The sequence below is a fragment of the Streptomyces silvisoli genome, from assembly GCF_029269905.1.
GTDB classification, from domain to species: domain Bacteria; phylum Actinomycetota; class Actinomycetes; order Streptomycetales; family Streptomycetaceae; genus Streptantibioticus_A; species Streptantibioticus_A silvisoli_A.
The window spans coordinates 105,561-127,789 of sequence record NZ_JARJBC010000011.1 but is presented as its reverse complement, the minus strand read 5'-3'; the positions used below and the strand labels follow the sequence as shown (position 1 = coordinate 127,789).

16 protein-coding genes are annotated in these 22,229 nt (G+C 69.7%); 7 read left to right on the top strand and 9 right to left on the bottom strand.

All coding sequences use genetic code 11. The features are described from left to right. The first annotated feature begins 3 nt into the window (after positions 1-3). The 5 genes from rfbC to P3G67_RS19085 are packed head-to-tail and all read left to right on the top strand — an operon-like array spanning position 4 to position 4,784. A complete protein-coding gene (gene rfbC / locus P3G67_RS19105; protein WP_269859612.1) occupies positions 4-636 on the top strand; it encodes a dTDP-4-dehydrorhamnose 3,5-epimerase in 633 nt (210 codons plus the stop codon). After that, positions 633-1,700 carry a glucose-1-phosphate thymidylyltransferase gene (locus P3G67_RS19100; protein WP_276094516.1) on the top strand — a complete coding sequence of 356 codons (1,068 nt, stop codon included), beginning with the start codon at positions 633-635 and terminating at the stop codon, positions 1,698-1,700. The genes rfbC and P3G67_RS19100 overlap by 4 nt, the downstream gene beginning before the upstream one ends. Then, entirely contained in the window at positions 1,697-2,683 is a 987-nt protein-coding gene (rfbB, locus tag P3G67_RS19095) for a dTDP-glucose 4,6-dehydratase (protein ID WP_276094515.1), read from the top strand. Before P3G67_RS19100 ends, rfbB begins: the two co-directional genes overlap by 4 nt. Continuing rightward, positions 2,680-3,363, top strand: coding sequence for a thioesterase II family protein (locus P3G67_RS19090; protein WP_269859615.1), 684 nt, complete (start codon positions 2,680-2,682; stop codon positions 3,361-3,363). Before rfbB ends, P3G67_RS19090 begins: the two co-directional genes overlap by 4 nt. A 17-nt stretch (positions 3,364-3,380) precedes the next feature. After that, positions 3,381-4,784 (top strand): class I adenylate-forming enzyme family protein, encoded by a 1,404-nt coding sequence (locus P3G67_RS19085; protein WP_269859616.1) that lies wholly within the window; start codon positions 3,381-3,383, stop codon positions 4,782-4,784. 70 nt (positions 4,785-4,854) lie between these two features. On the opposite strand, the gene P3G67_RS19080 is transcribed toward P3G67_RS19085, so the two are convergent. The 4 genes from P3G67_RS19080 to P3G67_RS19065 form a co-directional block, all read right to left on the bottom strand. Further along, positions 4,855-6,489, bottom strand: a complete 1,635-nt coding sequence (locus P3G67_RS19080; RefSeq protein WP_276094514.1) for a flavin monoamine oxidase family protein — start codon at positions 6,487-6,489, stop codon at positions 4,855-4,857. Between the two features lie 77 nt (positions 6,490-6,566). Further along, positions 6,567-7,247: a 4'-phosphopantetheinyl transferase family protein gene (locus P3G67_RS19075; RefSeq protein WP_276094513.1), complete on the bottom strand. Its 681-nt coding sequence runs from the start codon at positions 7,245-7,247 to the stop codon at positions 6,567-6,569. Next, positions 7,244-8,155: a metallophosphoesterase family protein gene (locus P3G67_RS19070; protein ID WP_269859619.1), complete on the bottom strand. Its 912-nt coding sequence runs from the start codon at positions 8,153-8,155 to the stop codon at positions 7,244-7,246. The genes P3G67_RS19075 and P3G67_RS19070 overlap by 4 nt, the downstream gene beginning before the upstream one ends. Further along, positions 8,136-10,955 carry a helix-turn-helix transcriptional regulator gene (locus P3G67_RS19065; RefSeq protein WP_276094512.1) on the bottom strand — a complete coding sequence of 940 codons (2,820 nt, stop codon included), beginning with the start codon at positions 10,953-10,955 and terminating at the stop codon, positions 8,136-8,138. Before P3G67_RS19065 ends, P3G67_RS19070 begins: the two co-directional genes overlap by 20 nt. Before the next feature lie 626 nt (positions 10,956-11,581). Between P3G67_RS19065 and P3G67_RS19060 the strand changes: the two genes are divergently transcribed. Together P3G67_RS19060 and speB are read left to right on the top strand one after the other, a co-directional pair. Continuing rightward, on the top strand, positions 11,582-13,183 hold the full coding sequence (locus P3G67_RS19060) for an acyl-CoA carboxylase subunit beta (RefSeq protein WP_276094511.1): 1,602 nt from the start codon (positions 11,582-11,584) through the stop codon (positions 13,181-13,183). A gap of 38 nt (positions 13,184-13,221) precedes the next feature. Continuing rightward, on the top strand, positions 13,222-14,220 hold the full coding sequence (gene speB / locus P3G67_RS19055) for an agmatinase (RefSeq protein ID WP_269859358.1): 999 nt from the start codon (positions 13,222-13,224) through the stop codon (positions 14,218-14,220). 97 nt (positions 14,221-14,317) lie between these two features. Here the strand turns inward: speB and P3G67_RS19050 are convergent, their stop codons facing one another. The 5 genes from P3G67_RS19050 to P3G67_RS19030 form a co-directional block, all read right to left on the bottom strand. Further along, positions 14,318-14,908 carry a phosphatase PAP2 family protein gene (locus tag P3G67_RS19050; RefSeq protein ID WP_269859359.1) on the bottom strand — a complete coding sequence of 197 codons (591 nt, stop codon included), beginning with the start codon at positions 14,906-14,908 and terminating at the stop codon, positions 14,318-14,320. After that, positions 14,905-16,059 carry an MAB_1171c family putative transporter gene (locus P3G67_RS19045; protein WP_276094510.1) on the bottom strand — a complete coding sequence of 385 codons (1,155 nt, stop codon included), beginning with the start codon at positions 16,057-16,059 and terminating at the stop codon, positions 14,905-14,907. Before P3G67_RS19045 ends, P3G67_RS19050 begins: the two co-directional genes overlap by 4 nt. Further along, complete coding sequence (locus P3G67_RS19040; RefSeq protein WP_276094509.1) at positions 16,056-16,745, bottom strand: hypothetical protein; 690 nt, start codon at positions 16,743-16,745, stop codon at positions 16,056-16,058. The genes P3G67_RS19045 and P3G67_RS19040 overlap by 4 nt, the downstream gene beginning before the upstream one ends. 138 nt (positions 16,746-16,883) lie before the next feature. Beyond that, positions 16,884-17,405 (bottom strand): XRE family transcriptional regulator, encoded by a 522-nt coding sequence (locus P3G67_RS19035; protein WP_276094508.1) that lies wholly within the window; start codon positions 17,403-17,405, stop codon positions 16,884-16,886. Positions 17,406-17,857: 452 nt separating this feature from the next. Next, positions 17,858-22,186, bottom strand: coding sequence for a CHAT domain-containing protein (locus P3G67_RS19030; protein WP_276094507.1), 4,329 nt, complete (start codon positions 22,184-22,186; stop codon positions 17,858-17,860). Positions 22,187-22,229 lie beyond the last annotated feature (43 nt).

Below are 22,229 nucleotides of genomic sequence, written 5' to 3'. Positions count from 1 at the left end.
GCCATGAAACCCCTGTCCATCGACGGCGCCTGGGTGCACCAGCCGCGGCAGTTCGACGATGACCGCGGCACCTTCCTGGAAGTCTTCCAGGGCGAGCGGCTCCTGGAGGCGACCGGCCGCCGGCTGAACCTCGCGCAGGCCAACTGCTCGGTGTCCCGCCGTGGTGTGCTGCGCGGTGTGCACTTCGCCGACGTACCGCCCAGCCAGGCCAAGTACGTCACCTGTGTGCGCGGCGCGGTCCGCGACGTGGTGGTGGACCTGCGCACCGGCTCGCCGACGTTCGGCGAGTGGGAGGCGGTGGAGCTCAACGACGTCGAACGCAACGCGGTGTTCCTGTCCGAGGGGCTCGGCCACGCCTTCCAGGCGCTGACCGACGAGGCGACCGTCGTCTACCTGTGCTCGACCGGATACGACCCGGGCCGCGAGCACGGCGTCAACCCGCTCGACCCGGACCTGGGCATCGACTGGCTGGACGGCACGGCACCCATCCTGTCCGCCAAGGACGCCACCGCCCCGAGCCTGTCGCAGGCCCAGGCGGCCGGTCTGCTGCCGTCCTACCAGGAGTGCCGGGCCTTCCTGCACTCCCTCGCCTCCGCTACCAGCGAGAGCACCGAGCCGATCGAGGAGACCCCGTGAAGGCGCTCGTCCTGTCCGGGGGGTCCGGCACCCGCCTGCGTCCCCTGACCCACACATCGGCGAAGCAACTCGTCCCGGTGGCCAACAAGCCCATCCTTTTCTACGTACTCGAAGGCATCGCCGAGGCGGGCGTCACCGAGGTGGGGATCATCGTGGGCGACACCGCTCCGGAGATCCGGGCCGCCGTGGGAGACGGTTCGGCCTTCGGCCTTAAGGTCACCTACATTCCGCAGGAACGGCCGCTGGGCCTGGCACACGCGGTGCGCATCGCGCGGGACTGGCTCGGCGACGACGACTTCGTCATGTACCTGGGTGACAACTTCCTGGTCGGCGGGATCGCCGACCAGTTGGCGGACTTCCGGGACACCACACCGGACGCCCAGATCATGCTCACCCGGGTCAGCAACCCCTCCGCCTTCGGCGTCGCCGAACTGGACGACGAGGGGCGGGTCGTCGCGCTTGAGGAGAAGCCGGCGTTCCCCAAGAGCGACCTCGCACTGGTCGGGGTCTACTTCTTCACGCCCGCCATCCACGACGCGGTCAACGCCATCGCCCCGTCCGCACGCGGCGAGTTGGAGATCACCGACGCCATCCAGTGGCTGATCGACCACGACGCCAAGGTGCGCTCCTCGGTCGTCACCGGTTACTGGAAGGACACCGGCAACGCCACCGACATGCTGGAGGTCAACCGGACGGTGCTCGACCGGCTCGACCCGCGCTGCGAGGGCACCGTGGACGAGGAGAGCGAACTCGTCGGCCGGGTCGTCATAGAGCCGGGCGCCACGGTGTCCCGCTCCCGGATCGTCGGACCGGCGATCATCGGTCGCGGCACCCGCATAGAGGGCTCCTACATCGGGCCGTTCACCTCGGTCGCCGACCACTGCACCATCGCGGACAGCGAGATCGAGTACTCGATCGTGCTCACCGGCGCCACGATCGACGGCGTCCGCCGCATCGAGGCGTCCATGATCGGCCGTGATGTGGCGGTCACGCCCGCCCCCCGTACCCCGCAAGCCCACCGCCTGATCCTCGGTGACCACAGCAAGGTGCAGATCCGCTCATGAAGCTCCTGATCACCGGCGCCGCCGGTTTCATCGGCTCCCATCTCGTGCGCACCGTCCTCGGCCCCGACCGGCCGCTCGGTGACGACGTGCGGGTCACCGTCCTGGACAAGCTCACCTACGCGGGCTGCCTGGAGAACCTCGCACCGGTCCAGGACGCGCCCGGCTACGCGTTCGTCCGCGGTGACATCACCGACGTCGCCCTGGTCGACCGGCTGGTCGCCGAGCACGACGCGGTGATCCACCTGGCCGCCGAGTCGCATGTGGACCGTTCCATCGCGGCGGCACAGGACTTCGTGCACACCAACGTCCTGGGCACCAGCACCCTGTTGGACGCCGCGCTGCGGCACGGCACCGCGCCGTTCGTGCACGTCTCGACCGACGAGGTGTACGGCTCGGTGCCGTTCGGCTCGTCCACCGAGGACGACGTGCTGCTGCCCAACTCGCCGTACTCCGCGTCGAAGGCCGCCAGCGACCTGATAGCGCTGTCCTACCACCGCACCCACGGCCTGGACGTGCGGGTGACCCGCTGCTCCAACAACTACGGCCCGTACCAGTACCCGGAGAAGGTCATCCCGCTGTTCGTCAGCCGTCTGCTGAGCGGCCAGAACGTACCGCTGTACGGCGACGGCGGCAACGTACGGGACTGGCTGCACGTGGACGACCACTGCAGAGGTCTGCTCGCGGTGCTCACCGGCGGTAGACCCGGCGAGATATACAACATCGGCGGCGGCACCGAGCTGACCAACAAGCAGCTCACCGAAGTGCTGTTGGAGGCGTGCGGGGCGGACTGGGACCGGGTGGACCTGGTCGCCGACCGCAAGGGGCACGACCGCCGGTACAGCGTCGACTGGACCAAGATCCGCGACGAGCTGGGGTACCGGCCGGTCCATGACTTCACGCTGGGCATAGCCGAGACCGTGGACTGGTACCGCAAGAACCACAAGGTGTGGACCCCCCTCAGGCAGGGGCCGCCGACCACATGACGGAAGAGACCACGCCCGACGACATCGGCCTGATCAGGATCCTGCAACCGGCCACCCCGAGCAGCTTCCGCCTGGTCTGCTTTCCGGGCTTCGTGAACTCCACCGCCTACTACCTGGCGTTGGCGGAACTGCTGCTGCCCACCGTGGAGGTACTGGTCATCCAGTACCCGGGAGACGCGGGGGATCCCGACGACCTGTGCCACGGCGAGGGTGAACCCGTCCAGGACGACGAGGAGTTGGCCGACCAGATCTTCGAGGCGCTTGGTGACTGGACCGACCGCCGACTGGCGTTCTTCGGCCACCGCGACGGCGCCTACCTCGCCTACCGGGTGGCCCAACGGCTGGAGCGGGAGACCACCGCACTGCTGATGACGCTGTTCGTCTCGGGCCGTAACGCCCCCGGTGTGCACGCCCCGCTCGGCCCGCCGACGCTGAGCTGCCGCATCGTCGCGCTCACCGGCAACCACGACCCCCGCACCACACCAGCCGGGGTACGGGCCTGGCGACGGTGCACCGGCGGGCGGTTCGACCTCGAAGTCCTGCCCGGCGCGCAGCGCTTCCTCGACAACAGCAAGCGCGAGGTGGTCAACCTCGTGCATGACCAGCTCATGTCGATATCGATCGAGAACATCGCAAACACCATGAACATCGCCAATGTCAAAGCCATTCAAGCCGAGTAGGACAAGGAAGCCTACGTATGACCGCGAGAATATTTGCAGTCGACTCGGTACAGACACTCGATGACTTCGAGCGCGACGCGCTGCGCATCGCCGCCGTCATCCGCGACGGCGGAGTCGGCACGGGCGACCGCGTCATGCTCAAGGCCGGGAACTCCGCCGCCTATGTCTGCGTGCTGTTCGCACTGATGCACGTCGGTGCCTCCATCGTGCTGGTCGACCAGCAGGAGCATGTCGAGGAGACCCGGCGGATCGCGCTGCGCACCGGCGTCAAGAAGACCTTCGTGGACGACGACGCGCCCATCGACGCCGAGGCCGACCCCGTCCACCTCTACGAGCTGCTGGTCGCCGCGACCGACCGTCCGGCGGGCACCGAGCGGCTGTCGTTCGACGCCTGGGGCGAACTGCCGGACGGCCTGATCATGTGGACCTCGGGCTCGACCGGCACCCCCAAGGGTGTCGTCAAGTCCGGTGCCAAGTTCCTGCGCAACCTGGAGCGCAACGCCGCGCAGGTCGGCCATCGGCCCGATGACGTGCTGCTGCCGCTGCTTCCCTTCGCCCACCAGTACGGCCTGTCGATGGTGCTGATCGCCTGGCTCACCCGGTGCTCGCTGGTGGTCGCCCCCTACCGTCGGCTCGACCACGCGCTGCGCATGGCCGGACAGACCGGTACCACGGTGATCGACGCCACACCCTCCAGCTACCGCAGCATCCTCAACCTGGTGACCCGCAAGGCCGCGCTGCGCGCCCACCTGGAGTCCACCCGGATGTTCTGCGTCGGCGCCGCACCGCTGGACGCACCACTGGTCGCCGCCTACGCCGAGGAGTTCGGCCTGCCGCTGCTGGACAGCTACGGCAGCACCGAACTGGGCAACATCGCCTTCGCCACCCTGGACAATCCGGTCGCCACCGGCCGCCCCATGGAGGGCATCCAGGTCAGGATCGTGGACGAGGACGGCCGACCGATGCCCGCCGGAGAGGCGGGCGAGATCCAGGTCGACACCCCCGACGCGCTGGAAGGCCACCTCGCCGAGGACGGCACGCTCATCCGCACACCGACCGGCTGGCAGCCCACCGGCGACCTCGGCCATCTGGACGAGCACGGCAACCTGTTCGTCCTCGGTCGCAAGCTCGCCGTGCACCGCATGGGCTACACGCTCTACCCGGAACTCATCGAGCGCAAGGTCGAGGCCGCGCGGTGCCCGGTACGGGTGGTACCGCTGCCGGACGAACGGCGCGGCGCGCAGCTGGTGTTCTTCGTGGAGGACGAGCAGCGGCGGGACGCCGCGCACTGGCGCGAGGTGCTCAACGAGTTGCTGCCCGCCTACGAGCAGCCCAACCGGGTCATCGTGCTGGACGCCTTTCCGCTCAACCGCAACGGCAAGCCGGACAAGCGCCGACTGGAGGCCCTCGCCCAGGAATAGCTGGACGGAAAAAAAGGGGGGTTGGCGGATGTGACTCCGTCAACCCCCCTTTTTTTTCTTGTGCGGTTGTTCAGACGTACGGAAGTTCAACGGGCGCCAGGTCAGGGAAGAGATCCCCCGGCCCCGGATTATGCGGATGCGTACCGCCGCCGAGGTGGTTGACGACCCCCCACACCGCGTTCAGCGCCGTGGTCACCGCGCCCTCGGCGAAACCGGCCGTCCAGGAGACGTCGTCGCCGCACAGGAAGAGACCGCGGTGCGCCGGATCCATCTCCTCCTGCATGAACTGGGTGAAAAGCCGCCGCTGATAACGGTATTGACCCGGCAGGTTCGACTTGAACGCGCCCATGAAACGCGGTTCCGTCTCCCACGTGATGGTGATCGGGTCACCGATGATGTGCGAACGGATGTCGACGTTCGGATGGATCGCCGCCAAACTGCTCAGCAGCGCCTCAAGCCGCTCGTCCGCGGAAAGGGTGGCGTACTTCAGTGAATCGTCGTTCCAGGTGTACGACAGGCACATGACCGCGGGCCGGTCAGGACCGTCCTCGAAAAGATAAACACCGCGCGGCATCCGGTCGGTGAGCGTCATGCCCATCACGTCGTGTCCGGTTTCCGGATCGGTGTCCCGCCAGAACGGCCGGTCGACCAGCACGAAAACCTTTGACGATCCCATGTAGTGGGTGCGCTCCACGGCTGTCCAGTGCTCGGTGGACAGAATCCGCGGATCGCAGTCGATCCGGTGCAGCAGCGTCCACAGATGGGGAGTGAAGACGACCGCCGGGTACTCCCGCACGGTGTTCTCCTCGTCCGTCACCGAAAATCCGGCGGAGTCCGGGGTCCGGGCGATCCGGGTGACGGCGGGCCGGGGAGCGCCCCCGTGCAGCCCGGCCAGTGACGTCCCGACGGGCCAGTGCGCCAGGTCGGCGGGAGCGTGCCGCCACAGTCCGCGCGGCACCTGCTGGCAGCCGCCCGCTATGCCGACCTGGTTTTCGTCCGCCTCGGTGAACACCACTCGCAGGATCTCAAGGAACGAATTGGGGAAATCCGTGTCCCACCCGCCGGTGCCGAATCCCACCTGCCCGAAGATCTCCCGGTGCCGGAACGACTGGAACGAGGGGGAGGTGGCCAGGAACCCGTAGAACGACTGGTCGTCGAACTCCGTGACCAGCCGGTTCCACACCACCTTCAGCGTCTCCACATCACCGCGCCGCATCGCGTCACGCACCGTGGACAGCTCGGCCCGCTCCTGGAGCGCCTTGTCCCAGGCGTCGGACACCTCCTGGTAGATCCCCGGCAGTTCCTCCACCGAACGTGCGTGATGGCGGTGGCCGTTGAGGTCTATCACGGTGCTCGGGGTGCTCGGCGCCAGCGGATTGGGAAACGGAAAAGTGCGCAGGCCCAGCAGGTCGATGTAGTGGAACAGCGAACGGCCGGACAGCGGAAACCGCATGGCGCCCATCTCGGCGATGCGTTCCGGTTCCCCGGGAAACGGCACGGAACGCATTCGGCCGCCCAACTGCTCGGCCTCGTAAAGCACGGGACGCAGCCCGAGCCGCATCAGTTCGTAGGCGGCGGTGATTCCCGCCATACCGCCGCCCACAACGGCGATCTCGGTTCCGGCCCTATCCGGCGGCAGGCTGCCGAGCCCGGCCGGATGACGTAGCCAGCTGTCGTACGAGAACGGAAAATCCGGCACGAGCATGAACCCACGCTATTTTCGCCCCGGTTACCCCGCCAACCCCTACCGACCCTGGTTTCCGGCGCTGGTCCGGATTGGTTTCAGCGTTCCACGGCGGGCAGTGCGATGGTGGTGACGATCAGCCCGCGGCTGGCCGCCCAGCGGCCGCGGAACGCGTCCATCCACCGACCCGAAGCGTGCCGCGCCGGACGCAGCACCTGTGCGGTGAACGTGCCGGAGCTGCCCGCCGGGTCGACGGTCTGGGTGGCGAAGGCGATCTCCGCGTCCTCGAAGTCGAGTTCGCTGCGCATCATGGGATACCACGCCTTGTAGACGCACTCCTTGGCGCTGAACAGCAGCCGGTCCCGGTGCACGGCGCCGGGCACCGCCGCCCGCACCCAGGACAGTTCGCTGGGCAGGGCGATCGACTCCACCACCCCGGGCCGCAGCGGAAGATCGGGTTCGGCGTCGATGCCGACGGTCACCATCTCCGCCGCCCTGGCCAGCGCCGCCGCCCGATAGCCGTCACAGTGCGTCATGCTGCCCACGATCCCGTCCGGCCACCGTGGCGCGTTGCGCACCCCTGGCAGCACCGGCGTGGGTGGCAGACCCAGGTCCGCCAACGCCCGCCGGGCACAGGCCCGTACGGTGGTGAACTCCCTGCGTCTGCGCTCCACCGAGTTGCCGAGCAACTTCCGCTCCTGCGGGAACAACTCGTCCTCGGAGCAGTCCTCGAACGCCTCGGCGCTGGCCACCGCAGCGGGAAGCAGTTCGCCTATCACTCGCCGTTCCCCTCCTTCTCGCCGTCCTCGGGGTAGGGCAGGATCTGCCGCAGCAGCCCCCGCGGATGGCCGCGGCGGCGCCACTCGCGGGGGTAGCCGATCGAGACCTCCTCGAACCGGATCCCGTCGTGCCAGGTGGTCCTGGGGATGTGCAGGTGCCCGTAGACCACCGCCGCGGTATTGAACCGGCGGTGCCAGTCGGCGGTCAGCTCGGTGCCGCACCACTGCGCGAACTCCGGGTGCCACAGCACGTCGGTCGGCTCGCGCACCAGCGGATAGTGGTTGACCAGCACGAGCGGCACCGAAGGGTCGTGCGCCGCCAGCCGCCGCTCGGTCTCCCGCACCCGCTCCCGGCACCAGGCGTCCCGGCTCGGATACGGGTCCGGGTGCAGCAGGTACTCGTCGGTGCACACCACGCCCGCCTCGTGCGCCCGGGCCAGCGACTCCTCCTTCGTCGTGGTGCCGGGCGCCCGGAAGGTGTAGTCGTACAGCAGGAACAGCGGCGCCACCGCCACCGGCCCCTGCGCTCCCCGCCACACCGGATACGGGTCCTCCGGCGTGACCACGCCCAGGCCGCGGCACATCTCCACCAGATGCCGGTAGCGCTGCTCGCCGCGCAGTTGCAGCGGCTCCTCGCGCGGCGTCCACAGCTCGTGGTTGCCGGGCGCCCACACCACCTTGGCGAAACGGCTGGTAAGCAGCCGTAGCGCCCACTCGATGTCATGCGTCAGCTCACCGACGTCCCCGGCGACGATCAGCCAGTCACCGTCGCTCGTCGGCCGCAGCGACTCGGTGATCGGCCGGTTGTCCGGCATGCCGATGTGCAGGTCGCTGACGGCGAGCAGCCGTCCGTCGGATCTGCCGGGGGTCGGGCTCGGCGCCGAGCCGTCAGGCGCTGTGTGCGACATCGCTGTCCAAACTGACCGGAAGGTCCTGGCGGTGACTTATGTTGATCTTGCGGTAGACGCGGGTGAGGTGCTGTTCCACCGTACTGATCGTGATGAACAGCTTGGCCGCGATCTCGCGGTTCGTATAGCCGTACACGGCCAGTGAGGCGACGCGTCGCTCCGCGTCGGTGAGCGAGGCGACCGCGGCGGTGTCCGCCCGGCCGTTGCCCGAGGGCTCCCCGCCCGTCTCCGACGAGCCGCCGCGCACCGGGGTGGGCTGCAGCGAACGGTACAACTCCTCGGCGCCGCAACCCTCCGCCATCCGCCAGGCCCGTCGGACCAGCAACCGGCCCTTGGCCACCTCACCGAGCTGCTTGTGCGCCTGGCCCAGATCGGCCAGTGCGCGCGCCATCTCGTAGCAGTCACCGCCCGACTGGAGCGCGCTGATCGCCTGGCCGAGCAGCTTGGGCCGCTCGGCAGGCGGCAGCGTGGCGGCCAGCACCCGCCGTGCGGCGCCCCGGACACGGGGCTGCGACTCGGCGGCGCGGGCCAGTTGGTCCTTGGCCCACTCGGCGGCCTTCTCGTGGTTGTCCAACGCCAGCCAGGTCTCCGCCATGCCCAGCCGCCACGGCACCAGGGTGGCCGAATCCATGCCCCAGGCGCGCATCCGCTCGCCGCAGGCCGCGAAGTCGGTCATCGCGGCATGGTGGCGGCCGGTGGCCAACTGGTGGCGGCCACGCGCGTAGAGGTAGTGCGCGCCGTACCTGGTGGCGTACATCGCGTCCGGAACCGGGGACTCCAGCAGTTCGGCCGCCGTGTCGTGGTGGCCCATCGCGGTCCTGGCCTTGACCAGCGTGGCCAGCGGCATGCCGATGCCAACGCCCCATCCGTGCGCCGGAAGTTGTTCCAGCGCCTGCTCGGCGCACTCGACCGCCTTGACCAGGTGTCCGCGGCGGTAGGCGATCTCCGCCCGTACCGCGTTGAACGCGGCCAGCCAGCTCGGTGCGTTACGGGCCTCCGCCTCCGCCAGCAGCCGGTCGCACCACAGCGTCGCCGGGCCCAGCCGCTCCGCGTAAACCAGCGCCAGCAGCGCCGTCTTGAGCACCTGCCGGGACATGTCGGTCAACCGCGTGCCGCGCAGCACCTGTTCGGCCTGCTCGGCCACGGCATCCCCGGACTCCTGGCGCAACGCGGCCTGCAGTGCGCTGAGCGCCCTGATCGGCATCACCGCCGCCGTGGCGCCACGGCCCCCGTGCTCCTGCCCGGGCCAGTGCTGGACCTTGCCCAGTGTCCCAGGGTACGTGGAGGCCATCAGCAGCCGGGCGGCCTGGAGTTCGCAGCCCAGCCGGGAGTCGGGCTCCTTGGACATCACGTCGTTGACCTGTCGGATCGCCGCGGTGGCGTCGTCCATCTGACCGTTCCACAGCATGCCCAGCGCCAACTGCAGCGTCTGGTTCGGCGGCAGCAGCCCGGCCCGGACGGGCGCGGCCAGCGACTGCAACTGCTGTGCGGACGCGGACGGCTTGACCCGCCAGAGGATCTCGGCCAGCTCCGCCCTGATCGCCAGCCGCTCCTGGTCGTCGGCGCAGCGCCGCTCGGCGGTCTGCAGGCAGCGGGTGGCGAACGCGACCTCGTCGTCGGCGAGTGCCCAGCGCGCGGCCTCCCGCAGCACCTGCGGTACCCACTCCTCGTGCGACGCGGGCTGCTCGTGGTCGATCAGCTGGTGCGCCACGGCGGTCGGGCTCGCGCCGTCCTCGTAGAGCAACCGTGCGGCAAGCGAGCGCAGTTGGGCGGCCGACTCGGCGGGCAGGTCCTCCAGCACGGCCTCGCGTACCGCCTCATGGCGGAACGCGGTGCCCGGCTCGTCGAGGATGCCTGCCTCGGCGAGCGCGGAGACGGCCTGCCGGACGGTCCGCTCCTCCAGCCCGACCAGCGCGCACAGCAGCGGTACCGCCTCGGCACCGCCCAGCACCGCGATGCCCCGGGCGGTCAGCAGGTTGTTCTCGCCGCCACGGTGTACGCAGCCCAGGGCGGCCTGCCGGAACATTTCTCCGGCCTTGGGGGTCAGCGCCACCCGGCCACCACTGCCCGGGGCCGGGCGCGGGGTGTCGTCCAGGAAACCGTGCAGCAGCAGCGGATTGCCGCCGGTGGCCGCGTGGAGGGCCGGTGCGATCCGGTCCGCGTCCACCGCGCCGAACGTGTCGGCGAGCAGCCCGTTGACACCCCGCTCGGACAGCGGGCCAAGCCGTACGTTGCACAGGTCGAGTTGGTGGCCCAGCTCCCTGACGGAGGCCGGCGTGCTGCAGGCGCGGTCGCCGCAGGCGACCAGCAGCGAGGGCCGGTTGCCGGGCAGCCGGCGGACGGCGTACGCCAGGCAGGTCAGCGACTGCGGGTCGGCGAACTGCACGTCGTCGATGGCGATCAGCAGCGGCCGCTCCACGGTGAGTTCGGCGAGGGTGCGGTGGAAGCAGCGCAGGATGGTGAGCGGTACCTGCGGGTCCGAATCGTCCGGTCGTGGGTCGTGCTCGGACGGCAGCGGGAACAACAGCGGTGGCAGGCCGTCGCCTTGCGACGGCAGGCCCTGTAGGAGCTGTTCCAACACCGCGTAGGGGAAGGCCTGTTCCGAGGGCGCGGCAACCGCGCTGAGCAGTTGGACGCCGGAGGCCATGACGCCTTCCGACACCTGGTTCAGCAGTGCGGTCTTACCCGAGCCGACACCCCCGCTTATGACACCGACACGGCCCCGGCCGTCGGATCTTCCGGCGAAAAACCGGATGAGCCGAGCCTTCTCCTCATCCCGCTCGATCAACAAACTCGTCATTTCCTTCCCCGTTAAGACGCGCAGAAATCCGGGGGCCATCAAGGAGGCCGGTCAGGTGGCGTTCCGCTACCGGCGGCTGTGTTACCGAACGGTAGTTCTGGAGGGTTCCGGAATGCCTCTCACGCCTCGCGCGTGCGAAATCCCGCTAAGTGGGCCACGATCTCGTGCTCCTTCCCCCGTACGCTTCCGGGACGACGTCAACGACCCGCGCGGCTCAGGTCAGTTCGCGCGCAGGCCTGGTCACGGACGTCGGCCGGGGCCTCTGGCCGAAGGCTCTTCGGGAACTCTAGCAACCACCCGGACGGGTGAAGAAAAGCATGGGCGAGGTGCACGCCACGTGAAAGTAACGTGCAAATCACCAGCGGGTGAACGGGCCGTTGAATCGAATGGGGCCCGGTGTGCCGACCACCGCTCCGGCGGGTGTGGCGAGTTGGCGATGACTGCTGGTCACGTCGGGTTAGGGGGTGGTCGATGGGTGGTAGGGGGCGATGGTGGTGGAAGTCTCACTGCTGTACGGGTTTGAATCGCCGAACGTGGGTGCGGAAGGCCCACGGTTGACCGAACGTCGGACCACGACTTCGGACCACTTTGTCGCCCGGCACACCGGGCTCGGGGGTGGAGCGACCATGACCACGATCACCCAGGCGACGCCTCACGGGCGGGCAACGCCTCCCGACGGTGAGGCTTACGGGCGTGTGGCGGAGCTGCATGCGATTCGTGAGCAGGTGCGGCGGGGGCCGAGTGAGCGGGCGACCGAGGCGCAGCATGCCAAGGGCAAGTTGACCGCGCGTGAGCGGATCGAGCTGTTGCTGGATGAGGGGTCGTTCCACGAGGTGGAGCCGTTGCGGCGGCATCGTGCTTCGGGGTTCGGCCTGGAGGCGAAGCGGCCGTACACCGATGGTGTGATCACCGGGTGGGGGACCGTGCATGGGCGCACGGTGTTCGTGTACGCGCATGATTTCCGGATCTTCGGTGGTGCGCTGGGTGAGGCGCACGCGCAGAAGATTCACAAGATCATGGACAAGGCGATCGCGGCGGGTGCGCCGTTGGTGTCGTTGAACGACGGTGCGGGTGCCCGGATCCAGGAGGGTGTCTCGGCGCTGGCCGGGTATGGCGGGATCTTCCAGCGCAACACGAGGGCGTCGGGTGTGATTCCGCAGATCTCGGTGATGCTGGGTCCGTGTGCGGGTGGTGCCGCTTACAGTCCGGCGTTGACGGACTTCGTGTTCATGGTGCGGGAGACCTCGCAGATGTTCATCACCGGCCCGGATGTGGTGCAGGCGGTGACGGGTGAGAAGGTCTCGCAGAACGGTCTGGGTGGTGCGGATGTGCACGCCGAGACCTCCGGGGTGGCGCACTTCGCCTACGACGACGAGCAGAGCTGCATCGAGGAAGTCCGGTATCTGCTCTCCCTGCTGCCGTCCAACAACCGGCAGATGCCGCCGGTTGCGGACTGCCAGGACCCCGCCGACCGGCGTGCCGAGGCGTTGTTGAGCCTGGTGCCCGTGGACGGCAGCCGCCCGTACGACATGCGCAAGGTGATCGAGGAGATCGTCGACGACGGTGACTTCCTCGAGGTGCACGAGCGCTGGGCGAAGAACGTGCTGTGCGCGCTGGCCCGCCTCGACGGGCAGGTGGTCGGTCTGGTGGCCAACCAACCGCAGGTGCTCGCCGGTGTGCTGGACATCGAGGCGTCGGAGAAGGCCGCGCGCTTCGTGCAGATGTGTGATGCGTTCAACATTCCGTTGGTCACGCTGCTGGATGTGCCGGGCTTCCTGCCGGGTGTGGACCAGGAGCACGGCGGGATCATCCGGCATGGCGCGAAGTTGCTGTACGCGTACTGCAACGCCACGGTGCCGCGGATCTCGTTGATCCTGCGCAAGGCGTACGGCGGTGCGTACATCGTGATGGACTCGCAGTCCATCGGTGCTGACCTGACGTACGCGTGGCCGACGAACGAGATCGCGGTGATGGGTGCCGAGGGCGCGGCGAACGTGATCTTCCGTCGGCAGATCGCCGAGGCCGACGATCCGGACGAGATGCGGGCCGCGATGGTCAAGGAGTACAAGTCGGAGCTGATGCACCCGTACTACGCGGCCGAGCGCGGTCTGGTCGACGACGTGATCGACCCGGCCGAGACCCGCGAGGTGCTCATCCGCTCCCTGGCGATGCTGCGCACCAAGCACGCAGACCTCCCGTCCCGCAAGCACGGCAACCCACCCACGTAAACCGCCCCCTCCTCCCGAAGAAAGGCACCGCTACGACCATGGCCCCGCTCAACAACGGCGTGATCCCACCCCGTGGACCGGAAGTGACCGAACGGACCCTGACCTACGCGGGGTTGGCGACGTTCGGCCGGGTGCCCCGGCTGGACGAGGTGGGGGAGACGGACATCGCGGTGGTCGGGGTGCCCTTCGACTCCGGCGTCTCCTACCGGCCCGGCGCACGGTTCGGCGGCAACGCGATACGTGAGGCGTCGCGCCAGCTGCGCCCGTACAACCCGGCGCAGCAGGTCTACCCCTTCCACTTCGCCCAGGTCGCGGACGCGGGGGACATCACCGCCAACCCCCACAACCTCAACGAGGCGGTGGAGACTATCGAGTCGGCTGCCGGTGAACTCATCGACACCGGGGCCCGGTTGATGACCCTCGGCGGTGACCACACCATCGCGCTGCCGCTGCTGCGCGCGGTGGCCCGCAAGCACGGCCCCGTGGCGCTGCTGCACTTCGACGCCCATCTCGACACCTGGGACACGCACTTCGGTGAGAAGTACACCCACGGTACGCCGTTCCGGCGGGCGGTCGAGGAGGGCATCCTGGACACCTCCGCCCTGTCCCACGTGGGTACCCGAGGCCCGATCTACCACCAGGACGACCTGGACGAGGACGCCAAGCTGGGCTTCGGCATCGTGACGTCCGCCGATGTGATGCGGCGCGGTGTGGACGAGGTGGTGCAGCAGCTGCGCGAACGCATCGGTGAGCGCCCGCTCTACATCTCCGTCGACATCGACGTCCTGGACCCATCCCACGCCCCCGGCACCGGAACCCCCGAGGCGGGCGGCCTGACCTCCCGTGAACTGCTGGAAATCATCCGGGGCCTGTCCTCCTGCCACCTGGTCTCCGCCGACCTGGTGGAGGTGGCCCCCGCCTACGACCACGCCGAGATCACCGCGGTAGCCGCCTCCCACACGGCGTACGAACTCATCACCATCATGTCCCGCCAGATGGGCCCGGCCCGCTGGTCGGGCGAGCGCGGCGGCAAGTAGCCCACCGCTACGGGCAGCCCGGGGCACCGCCGTGCCCCGGGCTGTTCGGTCTTGGCCAGCGTGGACGACTGACGGGGTTCGGTCCGGCTGCTCCGGCTTATCCCCACACCCCGAAAACCGCCCCCGCCACCGTCGCGCCCAGAGCCGTGCCCGCGATGACCTGGGCGAGGGTGTGGTCGCGCAGGGCCACCCGGGACCAGCCGATGACGGCGACCAGGGGGAACAGGGCGAGCAGCCAGGGGCCGTAGGCGAGCGCGAGCATGACCACCGAGCCGGCGGACACCGCGGTGTGGACGGAGATCTTCCACACCGTGGTGATGGCCAGGATCGCCAGCAGTGTGGAAAGCATCGACGCGACGAGGGCGAGCATTTCCCGGGGCGAGCCCAGAAACGCCATCAGCACGATGCCGAGCACAACGGAGACCACCACGCCCGGAATCAGGATCAGCCGGTCCTGACGGCGGCGGGCGTGGCGGTCTCCCCAATATCCCATTCGCTGCCCGAACTTGATCCACAGCGTGGGAATGCCGCCCGCGAACACCGCGGCGAACACGCCCCAACCGACCCCGGCGAGGCGGTCCGCGTGCCAGCCGATGAGCAGCGACACCGCGATGATCCAGTTCTTGGGCTCAAGGCCGTCGGTTATCAGGCGAGCCGGTCGGGATTCCGTCTCGGTCAGGAGGGTCACGCTTGTTCCTTCGCATGGGTGCGGGCCGCGGGGGAGTGGTAGGCCTCGCTGAGGATGAGCAGCCGGGCCACTTCCGCGTCGAAGTCGAGGGCCATGGTGGCCGACGCGGTCGCCTGACGTTCCGACTCGCTGACGATGTCGGCGCCGTCGAGCTTCGCCGCGCACGCGGTGCGCAGCCAGATCGCCTCGGACAGGGCGGTGCGCCGGTCCCCCTGGACACCGGAGAGACCCGCGGTGTGCTCCGCCTGCCTGCGCACGTGTTCCGGTACGTACGACGAGAGCACCAGCACCGCGTCGCGGATCTCGATGACCGTACGGTGCAGTCGCACCCGGGGGGTCAGGCGGGAGCGGGCGTCCAGCACGATGTCAGGTACCGCGCTGGTCAGTTCGGCCCACAGCGGCTGGATGCGGCGCAGCGCCCACCAGTCGCGCACGGAGCGCCACAGCACTCCGACGGCGGGCAGCGAACTGCCCACGATGATCAGGGAGATGGCGGCGTTCTCCACCGCGTCCGCCACCGTGGTGGCCGGGGCGTTGATGACGCCCGGATGCAGGAAGCCCAGCAGCATCAGGGCGGCGCGCAGCAGGCTGTACAGGGCGCCGAAGGCGGTTCCGGCGCCCAGCAGACGTAGTCCGGTACGCAGCCAGGCGGCCCCGGCGTGCCGGCTGTACGCCCAGAACAGCCAGGTGGCGACGGTCATGGCGATGCCGAGGCAGCCGGTGAAGACCATGCAGTAGGCGGTGCCCGCCAGGGAGCCGACGTTGGCCTGGTAGAAGTCGCTGACCTCGGACGGCCGCGGGGTGAGCGCGAACAGCACGCTCATCGCGGTCATGGACACCGTCGCCAGCACGGTCAGCGCGCGGCGGGCCCTGGGCAGCGCCATCGGCCGGGCGATGGCGACGACGAAGTCCAGGATGGCCGCGGAGCCGACGATGCCCAGCAGGTTCTTGCCGAGGGTGGAGAGGTTGTGGACCCCGGCCAGTTGGTCGACGTGGTCGACCACGCCGGGCTCACCCAGCGTCGAGGCGGCGGCGATGGACGCGAACGCGGTCCACAGCGCGCGTTGCCGCGGTACGCGCACCGCGGCGGGCAGTCGCCAGAGGGTGACCGCCCACAACAGGGCTAGGACGATTTCCTTGACGGTGTTCATAGCCCCCGTGCCGGGTGTCCGAAGGCGTCGTTGAGGCGGGAGAGCACATCCGCGGCCTCGTCCGACGTGGAGCCTGTCTCGTTGCGGCTGGCGCGTTCGAGGATCAGCGTGGCCAGCGTCTCCGCGTCCTTTTCCTGGCGGTTTGCGAACTTGGTGCGGCCGAGGAGATGGACGATGCGGTCGGCCGACAGGCCCAGTTCGCTGTCCCGCTCGGTGGCCGTCGCGGCGCTGGTCCGGATCCGCGCGGCTTCCGCCCGGATGATGTCCGCGATGGGCAGCGACGGGCTGCTGGCATCATGCACCGCCTGGCTGGTACGGGACAGCAGGTTCTCGAAGTGCTCGGTGGCCGTGTGGAGTTCGGCCTCGGTGGTGTCATCGGTGATGTTCAGCTCGGGGGCGACATGGCCGAGCAGCATGTGCGCGATCTCGTGCAGCACGATGTGCACCTTGAGGATGTCGGCCGCGCTCGCCTCGTAGAACACGATGTCCGCGGAGTCCAGGCCGAGCCAGATGCCGCAGGGCAGGTTCGGGTCCATCGGGCCGTCGAGCGGCAGCAGGTGCAGCGGACGGCCGCGCTGCTCCGCGATGCTCGCGCAGAAATCCTCCAGGCTGAACGGCTGGGGGATGGCGAGCCGTTCGGTGAGATCGGCGAACGGCTGTCTATGTGGACGTCTCCACCACTTCATCCGCTCCCGCCTCATTTCAGCCACCCGACACCAGAACCGGCCGGGCGGACCGCAGAACGTTTCGGAGCGCACCCAAACCACTCGCGACCAGTACTGTAAGCGGAATGTGCCGGTCGGCACGAGGCGGGGCTCGGTGGGTCAGCCTCTGCGGCGTCGGGTCCGCTGCGGCTTCACCTCCGGCAACCCCTCCGCCTGCCGGAAGCCCTCCACGATGCCCTTGATGCCACGCAGCGACTTGGCCGACAGGCCGCTCAACCGGAACGCGACGGCGCGGACCTCCCGGTCCTGTAGCGCGTCGGCCAGTTCGTCGCCGGCGTCGGCCTGCTCCGCGCTCTGCTTGATCTCCCGGATCCGGGCCTCCACCGCGCCGGAGACGGTGTCGTCCAGGAAGTAGGCGGTGGGCACCCCGAAGAAGGCGGCCAGCGCCCGCAGCGAGTCCACGCCGGGGTTGGTGACCTTGCCGGTGCGGATGGCCTGAACCGTGCCGTGCGACACCGTCGGGTCGCCCTCGTTGGCCCGCTGCCGGATCTGGTCGGCGATCTCCTGGTACGTGAACGGGCCGCGCCCCTTGGGATGGATCTCCCGGATCAGGTAGTCGAGCTTCTGCGCGATCGTACGCGGCCCGGTAGCCGGAGCCTGGTCACCCATCGCCTTGATCACTACTCCCCACCCCGCGCCCGTGCTGTCCGTGCCGTCTGTCTACAGGCTCTCATTATCCCCATCCTTTCAACTAGAGAGAATCTGTCACCTGACAGGCCATCACCCAGGCCGTTTCATCTAGTTGACTTGACAGAGGCGTTGGTGTCGAAGGTATGTTCCTGGCACCGCATCTAGTTCGCTAGACGCACCGGGGGGAGTCAGTGACGGGGGAACATCTAACTGGCTTGCGCGTCGACGTGGACTGGAACGCGGTGCACGGAAAGCGGTCCGAGGCCGTGGCCTCGGACCGCGAACCGCGCGTCAGCGGCCCACGAGGCGGCTCATCAGGCCGGTGAGTCACCCGGCGTACCCCACGGCGAAGGCGCGCAACTCCCGTGTCGTGTCCCGGCGTCGGCCATCCAGACGGTTGTCCACCGGACCAGGGCGCTGCCCGCGAGGGGCGCGCCGTGGGCTCACGTACCCGCGTGCACGTAGGCCGCCCAGATGTGGGGGCGGTCGGGGATCCGACGGCGGAGGCCTCGGACGGTGTGGTGCAGGGCGTGGGCGGAGGTGTCGGTGCCGTCGCCCGTCATACGGCGGTAGAAGGCGCGGGTCACCTGGTCCGCGTGGGTGCTGTCGATCTCCCAGAGGGTTCCGACCGCGGTGGGGAAGCCGGCGAGAAGGAACGCGCTGGTGATGTGGATGGCCTCGTCGGACAGCCGCTCGGAGGTGCGCGCGGTGCCGCAGGCCGCGAGGAAGGCGAGCCGTGCCGACCGCGGCCGGGCCCGGCAGATCTCCAGGACGGACAGCGGCTCACCGCTGGGCAGATGGAGCAGCGCGCCGGACGGTTCCATCGGGTCGCCGGCCGCGTGACAGCCGAAGTGCGCCCAGGGGGTGCTGCCGAGCGCGGCCAGGACGGCCGCGCGGGTGGCGGCGGCGCCGACCAGTGGCTCGGGCGCGCCGAGCAGTCCGGCCGCGTAGTCGGCCGCCGCCGCGACACCGGGCAGCTCGTCCTCCGGCGCCGCGACCAGCAGGGCGCTGCCGCTGCGGGCGGTGTCGCGGTGCTCGGCCCGGGCGCGCGCGTACGCCAGGATCTGGAAACCGGGCACGTACGAGGACACCACGGTGTCCAACGCGGCGCCGCAGCCGTCGAGTTCGCAGTCGGGCAGAGTGCACTGCGCCGCGTGGAGCGGAAGGGCGTTGAACGGTCCCGTGGGCACCCACCAGATCCGCGGCCACCGGCCTTCGTCGGGTACGCGCTCGCACGCCCCGACGAGACCGAGGACCGGACGCACGATCTTGTGCCAGCTCCACGCCAACGTCTCGCGGACCGTGGCACCGGCGGCGATGAGTTCCGCCGGGGACGGCCGCACCGGACCATGGGCGTTGACGGCGTCGACGGCGTCACACAGCCGCCGGGCCGCGCCGGCGATCTCGTCCGCCTCGGCATCGAGACGAAGCGCCGTGATCTCGTCGGCGGTCACGACGAGGGCATGGCAGTGGCGTCGCGAGTGGTTGAGCACCACGATCGGGCCCTCGGCCGCGAGGGAGCGCAACTGATCGGCGGAGAGCGGACGCAGGAAGCCGTGGAACCCGGGGTGGGAGCGGATCCGCTCCACCAGTTCGTCGAGCTCCCGCGACGCGCGGAACTTGGCCAGCCGCGACCACTCGGCGTGCCCGGCAGGTGCCGTGACGGGCGCATCGGGCTCGGCACCGAGCTGGTCGGCCAGCCGCTCGAAGTCATCCGCCAGCGCGGGGTGTGCCGACCGCAGTTCGCTGAGATCCGCGCGGGCCTCGATCCGCCGGGACAGCAGCAGCCCGCGCCCACGTTCGAGCAGTTCGGTGGCGCGGTCGACGTGGGGCCCCGCCACCACCCGCGACAGGGGCTCCAACTCGGGCAAGGCATCCGGCGGACGCCGTTCCTCAAGGGCCGCCCTGAGGTTCCGCACGAGGTCGTGCGCCACGGTGGCGGCCTGCTGGCCGAGGGCCCGCAACAGGACCAGCTCGATGATCGAGCGGATGTCCCCCTCGAACGTCGTCAGACCATGCTCCGCGGACCGCTGGTCGCTACCCCGGTCGGTGACGTCGGCCATGGCCTCGACGGCCGCTTCGAGGTGGTCCAGGCCCACACCGATGCTCGGCGCCCTCGCCAACGCACCGGCCGCGGCCCCGAGTTCATCGTGTGCCCGGAACCACGCCGGAATCCTGGGGTCGCGCCGCGCGGTGGGGTCGTCGATGCCGGACAGGCGGTTACGCAGACTCGTCAGCATGGCCTCCACAGCGTTCGCGGGGGCATGCCGCGGGGTCTCGGGTGACCGGTTCGTCGCCGGGAGCGGAGACGGGCTGCCTTGGCCGACGCCACCGATGTACGCCCGCATCACGTCGGTCCAGCCGCCGGTTGCCCGCTCCTCCACGGTGCCGCTCAGTTCCTCGGCCTCGGCCGCGAGGCGCGCCGCACGATCCGGATCGGCGGCGCGCACCGCGAGGGCACGCTGGACGAGCGCCCGCATGAGCGTGGACGCGGCCACTATCCGCGTCGGGTGACCGGGAGGACACGCCGCGAACGTCCGTCTGCACCGGTCGACATGGTCGTCGGTGATGTCCGGGTTCGGACCGCCGCCGGGCCCGACGGTTTCGACCAGGTTGAGCAGGGCGTCGCCCGCCACATCGAGCCCTGGACAGCGGTCCCCGTGCTGGCGCGCCGCTTCGCCGACAAGCTCCTTGAACCGTCCCGCGAGCTCCCGGGCACGTGCGAGCTGGCCGGGTTCATGGCCGACCAGATAGATCTGCAGGGCGTTGAAGAACTCGGTACGGGCCGACAACAACGCCAGATCTCCGCCGGTGGCGGTCCCGTTCGCCGCCGCGGTGGCGAGCAGTGCCGACGCCTCTCGCGCCGCTTCCGCGTCGAAGAGCCCGACGGGCGAGATGGTGAGCGCGTAAGCGAGTATCGAATCGAGCTCCGCGGGGTAGTCGGACGCGTGCGAGCGCGCGTGGCGCAGCAGCGTGACGGCCTCGTCGAGAGGGGTGGGATCGCCGTCTGCGGTGGCGTGGGCGGAGAGCGCGATGCCGAGCACCCCGGACAACGACGCGCGCAAGGGGTCCTCCTCGCCGATGTCCGCGAGCATTCCCCGTATCACCGCGATGTCGGATTCGAGGTGTTCGCTCCCGTCGAACTGGACGTCGGACAGGCGGGACATCAAGGAGACCGTCCTGGCCAACTCACCGCTCACCGTGCCGTCCTCCGGTCCGCCCAAGGGGACCGTTGACAGGGCGACGGGCAGCGCGGCGTCGAACACGCCGCGGCGCAGCAGGCCGAGCGGCAGGAAGTCGGCCGGGGCGACGGCCGCCACCTCCTCCATCAACGCACTTGCCTCGGCGGCGAGTTGGGCGGCTCTGTCCGGTTCTGTCCCGCTCACTTCCTGCCCGCGCGCCCCGATGAGGGCGGCCAGGACGGCGACATAGGCGTAACGCCTCGGCTGTTCGGCGGGAAGCGCGGCCAGGGCGGCGCGATACCGGACGATCCGCTCGTCGGACACCGCGCCCGAGGTGATCGCGGTGGCCATGTCGAGGACTTCGAGGTCGATGTCCGCAAAGGACTCACCGTCCGGCGTGGAACTCTCCCTGAGCCGTTCGATGATCCGGCCGATCGCCGGGCGGGCGTCCTCGAAGGGACGCGGATCGTCGCCGTCCGCCAGTTTCGTCAATGTCCGCAGATCGGTGAGGAGTTCGCTGTCCACGTCGCTCATCGCGCCCGTCGCGCCGACGATGGCCAGCAGTTCGAGCGCCTCATATGCCGCCGCGTTGTCGCCGCGCTCCCGTGCGAAGGCCCCGAGCGCCTGGCCCAGGGCGGCGGCGACGAGGGGATGGGCCGGATGGTCCGTGGGGGTGTGCGCGAGTGCGGCGCGCAGTCGTCGTACGCCGCAGGCGACCCGGCCCGCGTCGTGCTCTCGCGCGCCCGCCTCGGCGATGGCCGAGCCGACGCGCAGGTCCCGTTCACCTGGCCAGCCGGTGGGTGCGGCGTAGAGCTCGCGCAGGAAGCGCAGCCCTTCGGCGGCCTTCGGGGTGAGCGCGTCCTCGGAGGCCGCCGCGACCAGCCGCTCGACCTCGGCGAGTGACGGTTCACCGAGTAATCGCGCGGCGTCCAGCAGGGTCCCGATGGCGATGTCGGCAGCCTCGGCCGCCGCCGGGCCGAGGGACGGCAACCGCTCGCACACCGCTCCCGCGTGCCGGGCCGCGGAGGCGAGGGCATCCGGGTCCGCCGCGAGCTGGAAGCGCGTCACATCGAGCCCGAGGGCGTGGAACGCCAACTCGGCGTAACCCTCGTGGCCTTCCGGCAGTGACTGGCGTGCCGTCTCGGACCAGGCAAGGGCACGGCCCAGCGCGGCCAGCCGGTCGGGTTCCGTGAGGTCCGGCGCGTTGCCGACGGCATCGCCGTACGCCGAGCTGACGAGGTACGCGAACCGTGCGTCATGCGCCGGATCCGCTGGATCGAAGGCGTCCCGCAGCGGCTGCGGAAGCTGTGCGTCCGCGGGTACCCGTGGACACAGGAACCCGAAGGCACTCAACGTGATCGTCATGTTCTGCTGCGCGTCCGGGTCCTCGGGGCCAAGGTGGCGGAGCCAGAAGGTCCAGCAGACGGCGGCGACCGCGGCGAGATCAATCGTTTCCTCGGGCGATGGCGCCGCCTCGCGCAGCAGGGCCAACGCATCGCCGACCGCGTCCGGTTCGCGCAACGCCGTGGCGTCCCCGGCGTTCTGAGCTGCTAAGAGGCGTGCGACAACCCGGTCCTGAAGCTCAGTCACCGCCCGTACACTAGTCTGATCCGCGCATCAGGGGGCAGTGTTT

Coding starts and splice junctions, on each gene's coding strand:
- rfbC (WP_269859612.1), top strand. CDS start 4: ATGAAACCCCTGTCCATCGACGGCGCCTGGGTGCACCAGCCGCGGCAG.
- P3G67_RS19080 (WP_276094514.1), bottom strand. CDS start 6,489: ATGCTCGTGCCGGATTTTCCGTTCTCGTACGACAGCTGGCTACGTCAT.
- P3G67_RS19085 (WP_269859616.1), top strand. CDS start 3,381: ATGACCGCGAGAATATTTGCAGTCGACTCGGTACAGACACTCGATGAC.
- P3G67_RS19040 (WP_276094509.1), bottom strand. CDS start 16,745: ATGAAGTGGTGGAGACGTCCACATAGACAGCCGTTCGCCGATCTCACC.
- speB (WP_269859358.1), top strand. CDS start 13,222: ATGGCCCCGCTCAACAACGGCGTGATCCCACCCCGTGGACCGGAAGTG.
- rfbB (WP_276094515.1), top strand. CDS start 1,697: ATGAAGCTCCTGATCACCGGCGCCGCCGGTTTCATCGGCTCCCATCTC.
- P3G67_RS19090 (WP_269859615.1), top strand. CDS start 2,680: ATGACGGAAGAGACCACGCCCGACGACATCGGCCTGATCAGGATCCTG.
- P3G67_RS19060 (WP_276094511.1), top strand. CDS start 11,582: ATGACCACGATCACCCAGGCGACGCCTCACGGGCGGGCAACGCCTCCC.
- P3G67_RS19065 (WP_276094512.1), bottom strand. CDS start 10,955: ATGACGAGTTTGTTGATCGAGCGGGATGAGGAGAAGGCTCGGCTCATC.
- P3G67_RS19045 (WP_276094510.1), bottom strand. CDS start 16,059: ATGAACACCGTCAAGGAAATCGTCCTAGCCCTGTTGTGGGCGGTCACC.
- P3G67_RS19070 (WP_269859619.1), bottom strand. CDS start 8,155: ATGTCGCACACAGCGCCTGACGGCTCGGCGCCGAGCCCGACCCCCGGC.